At 74.5% G+C, this 14,036-nt stretch carries 11 protein-coding genes; 5 read left to right on the top strand and 6 right to left on the bottom strand.

What is annotated here, in order from left to right; all coding sequences use genetic code 11:
- Nucleotides 1-6: 6 nt before the first annotated feature.
- The 6 genes from BMY40_RS10645 to BMY40_RS10625 form a co-directional block, all read right to left on the bottom strand.
- The gene (locus BMY40_RS10645; RefSeq protein WP_093658035.1) at nt 7-552 is read right to left on the bottom strand and encodes a hypothetical protein; all 546 of its coding nucleotides are present in this window, start codon (nt 550-552) and stop codon (nt 7-9) included.
- Nucleotides 553-602: 50 nt separating this feature from the next.
- Nucleotides 603-1,223, bottom strand: a complete 621-nt coding sequence (locus tag BMY40_RS10640; RefSeq protein WP_093658033.1) for a hypothetical protein — start codon at nt 1,221-1,223, stop codon at nt 603-605.
- A gap of 146 nt (nt 1,224-1,369) precedes the next feature.
- A complete protein-coding gene (locus BMY40_RS10635; protein ID WP_093658031.1) occupies nt 1,370-3,187 on the bottom strand; it encodes a polysaccharide lyase family 8 super-sandwich domain-containing protein in 1,818 nt (605 codons plus the stop codon).
- 107 nt (nt 3,188-3,294) lie between these two features.
- Nucleotides 3,295-4,860, bottom strand: coding sequence for a pectate lyase family protein (locus tag BMY40_RS10630; RefSeq protein WP_093658029.1), 1,566 nt, complete (start codon nt 4,858-4,860; stop codon nt 3,295-3,297).
- The gene (locus tag BMY40_RS27755; RefSeq protein WP_143071762.1) at nt 4,857-5,075 is read right to left on the bottom strand and encodes a hypothetical protein; all 219 of its coding nucleotides are present in this window, start codon (nt 5,073-5,075) and stop codon (nt 4,857-4,859) included. Before BMY40_RS27755 ends, BMY40_RS10630 begins: the two co-directional genes overlap by 4 nt.
- A 1,044-nt stretch (nt 5,076-6,119) precedes the next feature.
- Nucleotides 6,120-6,320 (bottom strand): MbtH family protein, encoded by a 201-nt coding sequence (locus tag BMY40_RS10625; RefSeq protein ID WP_093658027.1) that lies wholly within the window; start codon nt 6,318-6,320, stop codon nt 6,120-6,122.
- Between the two features lie 210 nt (nt 6,321-6,530).
- On the opposite strand from BMY40_RS10625, the gene BMY40_RS10620 reads away from it, so the two are divergent.
- Genes BMY40_RS10620 through BMY40_RS10600 form a run of 5 tightly spaced genes read left to right on the top strand, consistent with a single transcriptional unit; the run spans nt 6,531 to nt 13,995 of the window.
- On the top strand, nt 6,531-8,900 hold the full coding sequence (locus BMY40_RS10620; protein ID WP_093658025.1) for a lantibiotic dehydratase: 2,370 nt from the start codon (nt 6,531-6,533) through the stop codon (nt 8,898-8,900).
- Nucleotides 8,900-10,462, top strand: coding sequence for an amino acid adenylation domain-containing protein (locus BMY40_RS10615; RefSeq protein ID WP_093658023.1), 1,563 nt, complete (start codon nt 8,900-8,902; stop codon nt 10,460-10,462). The genes BMY40_RS10620 and BMY40_RS10615 overlap by 1 nt, the downstream gene beginning before the upstream one ends.
- Nucleotides 10,459-11,415: a threonine ammonia-lyase gene (locus BMY40_RS10610; protein ID WP_093658021.1), complete on the top strand. Its 957-nt coding sequence runs from the start codon at nt 10,459-10,461 to the stop codon at nt 11,413-11,415. The genes BMY40_RS10615 and BMY40_RS10610 overlap by 4 nt, the downstream gene beginning before the upstream one ends.
- Nucleotides 11,412-11,696 carry an acyl carrier protein gene (locus BMY40_RS10605; protein ID WP_093658019.1) on the top strand — a complete coding sequence of 95 codons (285 nt, stop codon included), beginning with the start codon at nt 11,412-11,414 and terminating at the stop codon, nt 11,694-11,696. Before BMY40_RS10610 ends, BMY40_RS10605 begins: the two co-directional genes overlap by 4 nt.
- 10 nt (nt 11,697-11,706) lie before the next feature.
- The gene (locus BMY40_RS10600; RefSeq protein WP_093658017.1) at nt 11,707-13,995 is read left to right on the top strand and encodes a lantibiotic dehydratase; all 2,289 of its coding nucleotides are present in this window, start codon (nt 11,707-11,709) and stop codon (nt 13,993-13,995) included.
- The last annotated feature ends 41 nt before the right edge of the window (nt 13,996-14,036 follow it).

Genomic DNA, 14,036 nt, shown 5'->3' with positions numbered 1-14,036 from the left:
GTCGCCTCACCGGGGGCCGAGGGTCGTCCGCAGCCGGGTGACGACCGCGTCGGTACGGGCGGGACGGGGGGCCAGCGGATCGTCCACGAGCCATCTGCGGAAATCCCGGTACAGGCGCACGCCGAACGCCTCGGCCTCCCCTTCCTCCCGCGCGTCGCAGTGGCTGCGGGCCGCGGCGCACAGCACCGCGCCGTCACCGAGGCGGTCCGCGGGGGACAGCATGCGGGCGGCGGCACCGCCCTCCACGTGGCTCAGGTAGCTGCTGTGACCCTGGTGCAGGTGCCACAGTTCGTGGCCCACGATGATCGGCTTCTGCGGGGCCTCCACCCGGCGTTCGACGAGGATCACGTCCCGCTCCTCCAGGGACAGCATCAGGCCGGTGATGCCGCCCACCTCGCGCGGCAGTTCCTCGACCCTCAGTTCGAGAGGGCGCCCCCGGAGCACGCTCATCTCCCGGCACAGCGCCCGGCACAGCGACTCGGCGTCCGTGGGCACCTCCAGTCCGGGATCGCGGCTGAGGCCGTCCATGAGCCGGCGGGCGAGTCCGTCCATGGCCTTCCGGGTGCTCCTGCCGATGCCCCTGTGTCCTCTGCCCTCCTTCATCATCGCCCGGGCTCCGAGTCCGCGACGAAGTCGGCGACGAACCTGGCGATGGCCTCCCGCTGGGCACGGGTGAGGGCACGCCCGCCGCCGCGGGCGGCGATCGCCCTGGTGCCGTGCTCCCCGACGAGAGCGGTCAGGGGGTCGGGCTCCCCCCTGACCGGATCCGACTCCAGCCGGCCCACGACCGGCCGGAGTTCACGGGTCAGCGCGTCGCGGGGGGAGTCGGTGAAGAACGTCAGCGGCACCCCGAAGTAGTCGGCCAGCGCGGCGAGGTGCGGCACGTTGGGGCACTTCTCGCCATGGAGGAGACTGCGAGCCCAGACACCGGTCACCCCCAGGCCGGCCGCCACCTCGCCGACGATGTCGGCCGGCCGCCTTCCGCTCTCCCTCAGACGCCGCTCGTACAGGAAGTTCACCCGCCGGGGTGCGATCTCCCCCACCTTGCGCTCCCGCACCCTTCCGCCCCTCAGCAGGGTGCGGATCTCCCTCGTGCCGAGGCCGGTGGCGGCGGACAGCTCACCGAGGTCCAGGACGTCGTCGCGGGTGAGCCCTCTGTCCTCGGACAGAGCGTCCAGTCGCTCCAGGACCTCGTCCAGGGAGTCGTGAGAGGCCTCGGCCACCGTGCCCTCCGAACGGTCGTCACCTGATGATAGGTCGAGACTACGGCCTGTGCCGTGGGCAGGGCCATTCCGTGGAACGACCGTTGCCGGACGGATAACTTCCGTTGGCTCCGCGCCGCCGCGGCCACGGGCCCGCGGACGCTCCGTCAGCCCGGCGCGAGCACCGGTCCGTCCGCGCCGCGGTGGGCGGTGAGGGTGACCCCGCTGCGGTCGCACCGCACGGACTGCCTGCCCGGGGTGTTCGACAGCACGGTGACACCGGGGGTGCGAGCCCGCTCGGCGGTGGACGCCCGGTCCGCGCCGGGCAGCACCAGACACGCGTAGGCGGCGCCGTCCGGACGCGGCCCGTGGTCGAAGCCGATGTGGAACACCCATGCCGACAGCCGCTCGGGGGAGCCGGTCGCGGTGACGTCCGCCCAGCTGCCGGTGCGGTGTTCCACCCGCGAGCACAGCGAGCCGTGACCGGACAGCGGCACATAGCCGGTGCGGCCGTGGTGCACCCAGCGTGGCCCGTCCGGGTGGGAGGCGACGACCGGCGGGCCCTCCGCGAGCCGCTGGTCGACGGTGGTCAGCACCCGGTGCCCCGCCGACGGGGCGGTGATGCCGGTGCCGAGCGCGACGAAGAGGTCGTCGAAGCAGAACCAGGCCTTCCAGCCGTCCGTGAAGCGGTCCGTGCCCGCCAGCCGCATCACGGCGATGCCGTGCCGGCCGTCCGACCAGACACCGGTGTCCGGCGAGGCGCCGCGCTCACCGTCGGGACGGGGGGACAGGGCCGCCGGATCGGGGCACTGCTCGGCCGTGACGCCCGGGAGCCGGGCCCAGTCCCACAGAGGCAGAACGGCGCGGTAACCGTCCTCGGAACCACCGCCGACCCGGATCGCGGCCACGCCGTCACCCAGGTGCCGGCCCCGCAGGTTCTCTCCGTTGAGGCTTTCGGTGGGGACGGTGCGGGTGGAGGACATACGCACCGACACCGACCAGGCGGGCCGGCGGTGCACCAGGTAGTCCGAGCGGGGGTAGGCGCGGCAGCCGACCGGACCGGCCGCTCCGGCGGGAGAGCCGCCTGCCCGCACCGCGGCCAGACGCGCGTCGAACGCTGCCAGCTCCTCCAGCCGGGGCGCGCCGGCGGCCGACAGCCTGCGGATCACGGTGCGCAGTGCGCCGCCCGCCCGGTGCGCCTCGGCACGGGTGATCTCGCGGCCCATGGCGGTGAAGTCGAAGCCGTCCCCGTGCACCGCCCACTGCTGGCCGTCCAGGAGGAAGTCGGTGAACAGGCCGACCTCACGCGCGCCGAAGGCCCACGGGGTGCCGTGCACCGCGTGGATCCACAGGGACAGGTCGGCCGTCAGGGAGGCGCCGTAGCCGCCGGAGTACAGCTGCGGTCCGTGCTGGTGGAAGCTGAAGTCCTCTTGAATGCCCTCGCCGTCGGTCGTCCGCAGCACCGCCGACATACGGCGGACGGCCGAAGCGGTCAGCTCGCCGTCGCCCAGCAGGAGGCCGCGGCGCAGCACGATCCCCTGGGCCCAGACGAGGTTCTGCCCGGTCATCTCCACCGGACCCGCGCGATCGGCGAGCCACCGCCCCCAGCGGGCGCGCTGCCGGGAGCCCAGCCGGTCGGCCAGTGCCAGGAGGATGTCACCGACCAGGCACGGCACGCCGATCTCGTTGTACCACCAGTTGCCGCTGCGGGGGTCGGCGCGGTACCACGCCTCCAGGGCGTTCAGGGCGGCGGCCCGGTGCTCCGGCGAGGGCGAGAGCGCCAGTGCCAGGGTCCGCGGCAGATGGTCCAGCGGTGGGAAGTCCGAGCCGTCCGCGCGGTGGGCGTAGTCGACGTCCGGCCAGGTGGCGTCGGGGGCGAGCGAGCCGGCGAGCGCCTCGGCCGCCTCCGGAGCGGCGCCTGCGCCGGTGCCGGTGCCGGCGAGTTCTCGCAGCAGACGGGTCCGGACGGTCTCCACGGGATCCATTCCGTCACGATGCCCTGCCGCCGCGGGGCGGGGAAAAGGGTTTTCGGTTCGGGAGCCGCCCGTCCGGATCCGGGAGCACCGGTCCGGACGGGCGGCGGGGTGTGCCGTTATCCGGCGTAGGTCTCGTACTCGGCGACCCTGGGCGTGCCGGACGAGCCGGTGATCTCGAAGGTGATCTTGCGCAGGGAGGTCTGGGGGAAGGTGATGACGCCCGCCCCGCTGCCGGAGGTCAGAACGGCGCCGGTGTCGTGGTTGACGACCCGCCAGGACCTGATGCTGCCCTCGGAGCCCGCCGCCTCCCGGATGTTGATCTTGGAGACCGTGGTGGCCGAGCCCCACTTGATCGAGACGGAACCGGTCGAGCCGCTCGGCGACCAGTAGGTGCTCATGTCACCGTCCCGCACGTTGCCGTAGCTCGTCCCGTCGGCCTTGCCGGAGCCGTCGGAGCCGGCCCCGATGCTGAGGTTGGTCCCGCCGGGCTGGGTCGGCGTCGGCGCGGGGTCGGTCGGGGTCGGGGTCGGCGTGGGGTCGGTCGGCGTCGGGGTCGGGGTCGGCGCAGGTGTCTGCGGCGAGCAGCTGCCGTCGGACACCTTCAGGCCCTTGCCCGCCCCCGCCGTCTGGCTCACGACGCTCGGCACGCAGTCGGCGCGGTCGAGGCTGTAGGAGTAGGGGATGCCGACGGTGGTGTTGGACTGCGGGTCCGGCCCGGCCGGGTTGTTGTCGCCGCTGCGGCTGGACCAGGTCACGTTGTCGAAGATGTTGCCGCTGACCTGCCAGTAGCCGGCCGCGTCGGTGTAGAAGGTGCCCAGGACGTCCTTGGAGTCCTCGAAGTAGTTGTTGTCCACCTTGGCGCGTGCTCCGGCGCGGGAGTTGATGCCGGACTTGCCGATGCCCACGTAGTGGTTGTTGTAGATGTGGGCCGTGCCGCCGCGCAGCAGGGGGGTGCGGGAGTCGATGTTCTGGTACAGGTTGTGGTGGTAGGTGATGAAGCTGTTGGAGAGGTCGCTCTCGCTGGACCCGACGAGGCCGCCGCGGCCGGAGTTCCGCAGGATGCTGTAGGACAGGGTCACGTACTTGGTGTCGTCCTTCATGTCGAAGAGGCCGTCGAAGCCCTCCGACTCCCCGCCCGACGCCTCCAGGGTGACGTGGTCGACCCAGACGTTGCGGACGCCGCTCTCCATGCCGATGGCGTCACCGCCGTTGGATGTGGGCGAGCCCGACTTCTTGACGTTCTTGACCGTCACGTTCTGGATGATGATGTTGCTGGCCTCGCGGATGTGGATGCCCAGCTGGTCGAAGACGGCTCCACTGCCGACTCCGACGATCGTGACGTTGCTGATCTGCTTGAGCTCGATCCTGTCGTCGGCGGTGTTGCAGCTGCCGCCCGACACCTTGCTGGTGTTGCCGTGGTTGATGGTCCCCTCGACCTGGATGGTGATCGGGGTGCTGCTGCCGGCCCGGTTGCACAGGGCCTGGTGGATCGCGGTTCCCGTGGTGGCCCGGACCGTCTGCCCGCCCTCGCCGCCGGTGGTCCCGCCGTTCTGGGTCGCGTAGCCGGTTGCGCCGCCGGGCGCCGCCGATGCCTCGGGCATCGACAGGACCACGCCCGTCGCGGCCGCGAGTGCCATCGTGGCCAGCCCCGCGTAGAGCCGCAGTGCGACTGTCCGTCTCATTCCGCCTCCCATGTCGTCTTCGAGTGCTCGATACCGCTACTGAATGTCATGCCCATGTCATAAAGATGCCGAAGGTCGCCGCCGGTCCGGCGGTTCGCCGTGGTCTTGAAGTCCCCGGGGTGGTCGGCGGTGGCCACGGGGTCGCCGCGGCCGTGCTCCCGTCCGCTTCGCCGTCCGGCGGTGCGGCCGCCTAAGCCGGCGGCGTGGTCGGCCATTACGGGAGGTCGTCGCCGTCGAAGCCGGGGCAGGTGGCGCGATACGTCTTCATCAGGCGTATGCCCTTTCATTCCGTGGCGCGTCGACATTCCCGGTGGAACCCCCGTGCCGGATCGAAGGCGCTCATGTGCGAGGTCGTGACGGGTGTCGGGGTGGTCGTCCCCGCCGGAGTGGTCCTCGCGGATGGAGAAAGCGCTTTCTTTCGGTGAGGATAGGGTGGCGTCTGTCGGAAAGGCAAGGCTCCGTATGGTTGCGGAATACACTCTTCCGTCTCATGCTGCGGCTGCCGCTCGCGACCACTGCCGGTCTCCGGGCCCGAGGCGCCGTACGCGGCGGGCCCCGCGGGCATGGTGCCGTCATCCGCCTTCCGGGCAGCGGGGCCCGGCACTCGGCCGCGCACCGGGCTCGGAGACCGGACCCGACGGCCTGTCTCGGCGCGGGTGAGGGATCACCGCGAGGCGGTGGGGGCGGCCATGCCGTCATGCTGCCACGCGGCTGCCGCGTACCCCTTCCGGAAAGCGGGACTTGACCCGCTCGTTCCGGACGGGAGGTGTCCCGCGAGCGGGTATCGGCGCGGAACCCGCGGGTGGTGACGGCATGTCAGCGGCGGGACGCGGCCAAAGGACCGTGGCATCCGGCGCGGGACCGCCCGGGCGCGGACCGACGGGATCCGGCGGGACCGGGGAGGCCGGCGCGACCGGTTCCGGGCCAGGGGTGGCGGTGCCGCGGGGCCGCACCCCGTTCAGGCGGAGCCGCACCCCGTTCAGAGGGAGGCGCCCGGCAGGGGGCCGCCGTCCGGTAGGCCCGCGCCGGTAAGGAGCCCGGCCGGCACGGCAGGGCCGAGGCGCACCGCCGGCCGTGCGGCGCGAGGCGCGCGCCCCCGGCGCCCGGCGGGACGTACGGGTGGCGGGGCGGGACCGTGGGGGACCGGCCGCGGGAGAGCCCACCGGCGGTGGAGGACGTCGTCCGGATCCCGCCGGGCGGGCTTCCGGCAAGCGTGCGGCGGGGCGGGGCGCCTCACGCCCCGCCCCGCCGCACGACCCTCAGACTCCGGCCGCCCGCCGCAGGCTCAGGGGCCGCATGTCCGTCCACACGCGGTCGATGTGGTCCAGGCACTGCTGCCTGGTTCCGCCGGTGCCCTCGGCGGACCACCCCGCGGGCAGCTCGCGGTCCGCCCGCCAGATGGAGTACTGCTCCTCGTGGTTGCGGACGACCAGGTAGCCGGCCTCGTGGCTGTCGCTCATCGCGTCACGTCCTCTCGCACTCGCTCGGTCCACGGGCACAGCGTGCCCGGACCCGCCGGGCCGCCACAGGGACGAACGCGCGGCGGTGTCCGCACGCGTCGCCGCCGGTTCTTCTCTGGTGCCCCCGCGGTGCGCCCCGGCAGTGTGCTGGACGGCCGGACAGGGCCGAACCCTCCCGAGCCCGCCGAACCCCCTGGAAGGAGCTCCGCCATGTCGGACGTCCCGGAGAACGTGCGTCTCCCCGCCGGGGGATGGCGGCTGTGGGAGCACTTCGCGCTGCGCGGCCCCGGATTCCCCGCCGAGGGGGTGCTGCGGCTGGCGCCGCCCGGACTGGCCCTGGCGGCCGACAAGTTCGGCCCCGGCCAGGACCGCGGCGGCCCGGAGTGGGAGGCCTTCACCGAGGCCTTCTCCGCCGCCGCCGTGCACACCGCCGAACTGCTCCAGCGGATCGCCGCCACGCCCCGCTTCAGAGCGGCGGTGGCCTGGCAGAACCCGGCCGTGCTGCGCACCGGCATCGCGCCGTTCCTGAACTGGACGCCGACCGCGGCCGGGCGCACCAGCATGCCGCGCCAGCGCGAGGAGCTGGTGGCGCACTACTGGCAGCGCTTCTGCGTCAAGAACGACACCATCGGCTTCTTCGGCCCCGTCGGCTGGGGCCGCTGGGACCTGTCGGCACGGGGCGTCACCGTCGACCCCGGCGAGGGGTTCCTGGCCGGCTCGCGGGTGTACTTCGCCAGCTGGGCCGTCGACGCACTGGCCAGGTCGCTCGGGGAGGACCCGGCCCTGATGGCGTGGATACCCCCGTGCCGGGTGTCGTTCGTACGCGTCGCCGACGGGGCCGTGCGGCTGCCGGGCCGGCCGCCCCAGCGGCTCACCGGGACCGAGCGCACCGTACTGGGCCTGTGCGACGGCAGGCGGACGGTCGCCGAGATCGCCGCGGAGGCGGGGATCGGCCGGCAGGAGGCGGCCGACACCGTGCGCCTGCTCGCCGGGAAGCGGTGGGTGCACTGGCGGCTGGACGTGCCATCGAGCACCCACCCGGAGCGTGCGCTGCGCGCCGTGCTCGAGCGCGTCGGGGACCGGCGGGCGCGCGAGCGGGCCCTGGAGAAGCTGGCCGTGCTGGAGCGTGGACGCGACGCGGTGCAGGCCGCGGGGACGGACGCCGACGCGCTCACCGCCGCCATCGGAGCCCTGGAGGCCGACTTCGCCGCGCTGACCGCCACCGCCGCCCAGCGCGCCAAGGGCGAGCGGACCGCGCCCTGCCGGGGCCTGGTCTACTCCGACGCCCGGCGTGCGGCCACCGCCACCGCCGGTGCGGCCCTGCTGGCGGAACTGGCGCCGCTGGAGCTGTGCCTGACCGCGGCGCGCTGGATGACCAACCGCTTCGCCGAGGCCGTCGGCGCCCGTATCCGCGGGGTGTACGACCGGCTGAGGGCGCAGGCGGCGGACGGCGGGACCGGCGGGACCGGGGGAGTGGTGGACCTGGGCACGCTGTGGCTGGAGTGCCTGCCCTCGCCGCATCCGAAGGCGGCCGACGACATCGCCGCGATCCAGGCCGAGCTGCGGGCGAAGTGGGCCCGTGTCCTGGACGTGCCGCAGGGCGCGCGCCGGGTGCGGCTGGCCGGCGACGACATCGCCGCGCGGGTGCGCGAGGAGTTCGGCGAGCCGGGCGCGGGGTGGTCGCTGGCCCGCTACGTCAGTCCCGACGTACTGATCCTGGCCGAGGACCGCGAGGCGGTCGAGCGCGGGGACTTCGAACTGGTCCTGGGCGAGATGCACTGCGCCCTCAACACGATGGGCGCCTCGCTCTTCGTGCACCAGCACCCCGACCCGGCCGAACTGGTGGCCGAGACCACGCGCGACTTCCCCGGGCCGAGACTGCTGCCGATGCTGGCCAAGGAGCTGCCGCTGAAGTGGTCCGCGCGCAGCAGGCCCTCCCTGGAACGGCCCGAGGACTACTGCGTGGCCCTGGTCGACCAGACCGGCGACCCGCACCGGCCGCGCACGGTCCTCGGCGCCGACGTCGCGGTCGAGGAGCGCGGCGGCCGGCTGGTCGCCGTACTGCCGGACGGCGCCGAGTTCCCCCTCCTGGACGTCTTCGCCAACACCCTCACCCAGCGCGTGATGGACCGCTTCACCCTGCGTCCCGAGGGGGACCACACCCCGCGGATCACCGTCGACAGGATGGTCGTGGCCCGCGAGACGTGGACCTTCCCGGTGGCCTCCCTCGCCTTCGCCGAGGAGAAGACCGAGGCCGGGCGCTTCGTACGGGCCAGGCAGTGGCGGCGCGAACACGACCTGCCGCGCTTCGTGTTCGTGGTCTCCCCGGCCGAACCCCGTCCGTTCTACGTCGACTTCGACAGCCCGGTCTACGTGACCATCCTGGCCAAGGCGCTGCGCCGGCTGGCCCGCAAGGATCCCGGGGCCCGGGTGAGGGTGAGCGAGATGCTGCCCACCCCCGAGCAGGCCTGGCTGACCGACGACGAGGGCAACACCTACACCTCCGAACTGCGCTTCGTCGCCGTCGACCGCACGGTCACCGACCCGGCGGCCGGCCGAGTGGGCGAGGAGGAGGCGTGATGCGCACCTTCGTCGACGACATCGCCGAGCACGCCGCCCGCGCCCCCCGCCGGATCGCGCTCACCACCCCCGGCGGTGATCTGACCTACACCGAACTCGTTCACCGCATCGACGCGCTGGCCTCCGTCCTGCTGGAGCGGGGCGCCGGTGCGGAGACGGTCTGCGCGGTGGCAGTGCCGCGCGGCGCGGACGCCGTGGTGGCCGTGGCCGCCGCCGTGCGCTGCGGGGCGGCCTTCCTCACCCTCGACGTCGAACAGCCCCCCGCACGGCTGGCCGCGCTCGTCCGCAGCGGTGGCGCCGACCTGCTGCTGACCACCTCCGGCCTGGCCCGCCGCCTCGACCTGCCCGTGCCCGGCCGGCCGGTGCTGACGGACCGCCCCGACGCCGCCGCTGCCGCCCCCGCTTCTGCCGCCGCCCGGGTGGCCCCGCCCGATCCCCGCGCGCTCGCCTACGTCAGCCACACCTCCGGAACCACCGGCGAGCCCGCCGCCGTGCTGGTCGAGCACGGGAGCCTGGACTCCTATCTGCGCTTCGTCGCCCGCGACTACGGGCTGGGACCCGCAACCGTGGCGCTCCAGATCGCGCCGCCGGGCTACGACGCCTCCATCCGCGACACCTTCGCGCCGCTGCTGGCCGGCGGCCGGCTGGTCCTGCTGCCCCGCGCGGAGCTGCTGCGGCCCGAGTCGTTCGGCGCCGCCGTACGGGCCCACTCGGTGACCGCGCTGCTGAGCGTGACCCCCTCCTTCCTGACCTTCCTGGCCGGGAGGCCCGACGCGCGGCGGTTGTTCGCCGGGCTCGAACTGGTCGTCTCCAGCGGCGAGTCGCTGCGGCCGTTCCTCACCGCCGGCGGGCGCGACCTGATCCGGGGCGCCCTGGTCAACCAGTACGGCCCGACGGAGTGCACCATGACCTCCACCCGCCACGTCGTGCCCGCCGAGCCCGACACCGCCGCCGACATCGTGGGCACGCCCATCGACGGCGTCGTGGTGCGGCTGCTCGACGACGCTCTGGAGCCGGTGCCCCAGGGGAGCGTGGGGGAGGTGTGCATCGGCGGCGTCGGCGTGGCCCGCGGTTACCGCGGCCTGCCCGCCCGCACCGCCGAACGCTTCGTCCCCGACCCCTTCGGCCCGCCCGGCGCCCGGCTGTACCGCACCGGAGACCTGGCCGAGGCGGGCCCCGGCGGACTGCGCTACCTCGGCCGGAACGACCGCCAGGTCAAGATCCGCGGTCACCGCGTCGACCCCGCCGAGGTCGAGGGCGCCCTGCTGGCCCATGCCCGGGTGGCGCAGGCGGTGGTCACCGCCGGCACCGACGACCTCGGACGCGGCCATCTCATCGCCCACGTCACGGGCGATCTGGCGGACGTCACCGACGCGGCGCTGCGCGTGCACCTGGGGCGCACCCTGCCGCCGCACCTGATGCCCCGCCGGTTCGTACGGCTCGACGAGATGCCCACCACCCGCGGCGGCAAGGCCGACCGCCGCACCCTGGCGGGCGCGGGGACGGCCGGGGAGCCGGTCGCGGGGACGGTCGCGGGAGCCCGTGCGGGAGGCACCCTGTGACCACCGCCGTCGAACCGGGCCCCGTCGACCTGCACCTCGCCGCCCGCCGTATCGCCGCGCACGTCCTGCGCACCCCGCTGCTGCGGATACCGGCCGCGGCGCCGGAGCTGCTGCTGAAGGCCGAACACCTCCAGCGCGGCGGCTCGTTCAAGATGCGCGGGGCCGCCAACGCAGTCCTCGCGCTGAAGGCCCGCCACATCGTCACCGGTTCCTCCGGCAACCACGGGATCGCGCTGGCCGGGCTCGCCGCGGAGCTGGGCATCCGGTTGACCGTGGTGCTCGCGGCAGGCGCGAACCAGGCCAAGGCCGCCCTGATCCGCACCCTGGGCGCCGACACGATCGGTGTGGCGGGAGGGGTCGGCGAACGGGACGCGGCGGCCCGCGCGCTGGCCGCGGAGACCGGCGCGGTGTTCGTGCCCTCCTCCGACCATCCGCTCGTTGTCGCGGGCCAGGGCACGGTCGGGGCCGAGATCCTCGCCGACGCGCCCGACGCCGGCGCCGTCTACGTCCCCACCGGCGGCGGCGGACTGCTGGCCGGGGTCTGCCTGGCCGCCCGGGACCACCCGGTACGGGTGGTCGGCGTCGAACCCGCCACCATGCCCCGCTACGCCCGCTCCCTGGCGGCCGGCCGGCCGCTGTGCCTGCCCTCCCGCGACACCGTCGCCGACGGGCTGCGCTGCCAGCGGCCGGGCACGGTGCCCTATCCGATCGTCCGTGACCGCGTCGACGACATGGTCACGGTGTCCGACACCGACGTCCTGGCCGCGATGGACCTGCTGCACCGCTGCGGGATCAGGGCCGAGCCCAGCGGAGCCGTCGCACTGGCCGGCGCGCTGCGCGAGCGCGGGCGCGGCAGGTCCGTCGCCGGATCCGTCGCCGTCGTCTCCGGCGGCAACACCACCGCGGCCCTGAGGGCCGCCACCGCCCGACACCACCTGGAGGAGATCCCATGACCGCCACCGACCACGCCGACACCGACACCAGCACCGCCACCGCCGACGCCACCGCCACCGTCGATCTGCTGGTCGCCGTCTACCGGGAGACCCTCGGCACGGCCGGCCTCGACCGCGACAGCGACTTCTACGAGGTCGGCGGCGACTCCCTGACCGCCTTCCAGATCACCGGCAGGATCCAGGAGGCCCTGGGGGTGGAGGTGCCGGTCTCGCTCGTCTTCGCCTACCCCACGCCCGCCGACCTCGCCTCCGTCGTCGACTCCGACTTCGTCCGGGTGTGAGGAGCAGACCGTGACCGACACCCGTCTGCCCGGCGGACGCTGGCGGCTGTGGGAGCAGTTCGCGCTGCGCGGCCCGGGGTTCCCCGCCGAGGGGGTGCTGCGGCTGGCACCGCCCGGACTGGCCGCCGCCGCCGACAAGTTCGCCCCCGGCGAGCGACCGGCCGGTGAGCGGTGGGACGACTTCGCCCGCCTGTACGCCGACGCCGCCGTGGAGACCGCCCACATCCTCCAGGACATCGCCCGCACCCCCGCCTTCCGCGAGGCCGTGGCCTGGCAGAACCGGCCGGTGCTCGACTCGGGCCTCAAACCGTTCCTGAACTGGACGCCGACCGCGGCCGGGCGCACCAGCATGCCGCGCCAGCGCGAGGAGCTGGTGGCGCACTACTGGCAGCGCTTCTGCGTCAAGAACGACACCATCGGCTTCTTCGGCCCCGTCGGCTGGGGCCGCTGGGACCCGCGCACCGACGGGGTGGAGGTGGACGCCGGCCGCGGTCTGGTCGCCGACTCCGAGGTCTACTGGGCCGGCTGGGCCGTCGACGCCCTCGCCTCGACGATCGGCGCCGACCCCGCGCTGCGGGAGTGGACGGCCCCCCGGCGCGTCCCGTTCGTCCGCCTGGACGGCGCCCGGGTCACGGTGCCGGGCCGGCCGCCGCAGACCGTCGACGAGGCGACCGCCGCCGTCCTGGCGCGGTGCGACGGCGTGCGGACCGCGCGGGAGATCGCCGCCGCCCTGCCCCGCACCGACGTGCCCGCCGTGCTGGAGGACCTGGTGGCGCGGCGCTGGGCGGTGTGGCGCCTGGAGGTGCCCGCCGGCACCCACCCCGAACGCTCCCTGCGGGCCTGGCTGGAACGGGTGGGCGACGCGCAGGCGCGAAGGCGCGGACTGGACGCGCTGGAGGCCCTGGAGCGGCGCCGCGCCCGGGTACGGGACGCGAGGGGCGCGGACGCGCTGGTGACCGCCCTGACCGAGCTGGAGGAGGAGTTCACCGCACTGACCGAGACCGCCGCCGTGCGGGAGAAGTCGGCCGGGACGGCACCGTGCCGCGCCCTGGTCTACTCCGACTGCCGGCGTGCCGCCACCGCACGCCTCGGCCCCGCCGTGCGCGACGCCCTCGCTCCGCTGGAGCCGCTGCTGACCAGCGCCGGCTGGCTCACCGCCCGGCTGGCCGACGCGGTGATGGACCGGGCGAAGGAGGTCTACCGCGGCCTGGCCGCGCGCGGGCCGGTCGACCTGGCCGCGTTCTGGTTCGCCTGCATGCCCGTCCTGCACGGTGACGCCCGTACGGCGGCGCCCGGGCTCCAGCGCGACTTCCAGGACCGCTGGGAGGGGATCCTGGCGCCCCCGCCGGGAGCCCGCCGGGTGCGGCTGTCGCTGGAGGACGTCGCGGGACCGGTGCGCGAGCGGTTCGGCGGGCCGGGCGGCGGCTGGACGGCGGCCCGCTACATCAGCCCCGACATCATGATCGCCGCCGAGGGGGCGGAGGCCGTCGCACGCGGCGACTTCGAACTCGTCCTGGGGGAACTGCACCTGGCGGCCAACACCCTGGGCGCCTCGCTCTTCGTCCACCAGCACCCCGACCCCGGCGAACTGACCGCGCTCACCGACCGCGACCATCCCGGTCCGCGCCTGATGCCGCTGCTGCCCAAGGAACACCGCTCCCGCCTGTCGGCCCGCATCCGGCACGCCCTGGTCCGGCCGCGGGACCACCAGGTGGCCCTGCTCGACTTCACCGCCGACCCCGCCCGGCCGCGCACCGTGAACAGCGCGGACGTCACGGTGCGCGAGCGGGAGGACGGGGAACTGGCGGTCGTCCTGCCCGACGGCGCCGAGTTCGCGGCCGTGGACGTGTTCTCGCACGTCCTGACCACCCTGGCGATGGATCTGTTCCAGGTCCTGCCCGAGGCCGCCCACTCGCCGCGGATCACGGTCGACCGGCTCGTGGTGGCCAGGGAGACCTGGCGGATCCCCGCGGGCTCGACGGACTTCGCCGCCGAGAAGGACGAGGCACGCAGATTCGTGCGGGCCCGCCAGTGGCGGGAGGAGACCGGTCTGCCGCGTTTCGTGTTCGTCGCCTCCCCGGCCGAACCCCGCCCGTTCTACGTCGACTTCGACAGCCCGGTCTACGTGACCGTCCTGGCCAAGGCGCTGCGCCGGCTGGCCCGCAGGGACCCGGACGGGCAGGTCGTCGTCACCGAGATGCTGCCCACCCCCGAGCAGACCTGGCTGACCGACGACGAGGGCCGCTCCTACACCTCCGAACTGCGCTTCGTCGCCGTGGCCGACACGGGGGAGGTGTAGCACCGGCCCCGGCCCCGCCCCCTGCTCCGAGCCCCCGGGCG

Source organism: Streptomyces radiopugnans (assembly GCF_900110735.1).
GTDB classification, from domain to species: Bacteria; Actinomycetota; Actinomycetes; order Streptomycetales; family Streptomycetaceae; genus Streptomyces; species Streptomyces radiopugnans.
The sequence above is the reverse complement of the archived record's forward strand: the minus strand, read 5'-3'. Positions and strand labels throughout refer to the sequence as shown.

Excerpts from the sequence above, each read along its gene's own strand:
- BMY40_RS10615 (WP_093658023.1), top strand. The coding sequence starts at position 8,900 with ATGCGCACCTTCGTCGACGACATCGCCGAGCACGCCGCCCGCGCCCCC.
- BMY40_RS10625 (WP_093658027.1), bottom strand. The coding sequence starts at position 6,320 with ATGAGCGACAGCCACGAGGCCGGCTACCTGGTCGTCCGCAACCACGAG.
- BMY40_RS27755 (WP_143071762.1), bottom strand. The coding sequence starts at position 5,075 with ATGGCCGACCACGCCGCCGGCTTAGGCGGCCGCACCGCCGGACGGCGA.
- BMY40_RS10620 (WP_093658025.1), top strand. The coding sequence starts at position 6,531 with ATGTCGGACGTCCCGGAGAACGTGCGTCTCCCCGCCGGGGGATGGCGG.
- BMY40_RS10635 (WP_093658031.1), bottom strand. The coding sequence starts at position 3,187 with ATGGATCCCGTGGAGACCGTCCGGACCCGTCTGCTGCGAGAACTCGCC.
- BMY40_RS10645 (WP_093658035.1), bottom strand. The coding sequence starts at position 552 with ATGGACGGACTCGCCCGCCGGCTCATGGACGGCCTCAGCCGCGATCCC.
- BMY40_RS10605 (WP_093658019.1), top strand. The coding sequence starts at position 11,412 with ATGACCGCCACCGACCACGCCGACACCGACACCAGCACCGCCACCGCC.
- BMY40_RS10630 (WP_093658029.1), bottom strand. The coding sequence starts at position 4,860 with ATGAGACGGACAGTCGCACTGCGGCTCTACGCGGGGCTGGCCACGATG.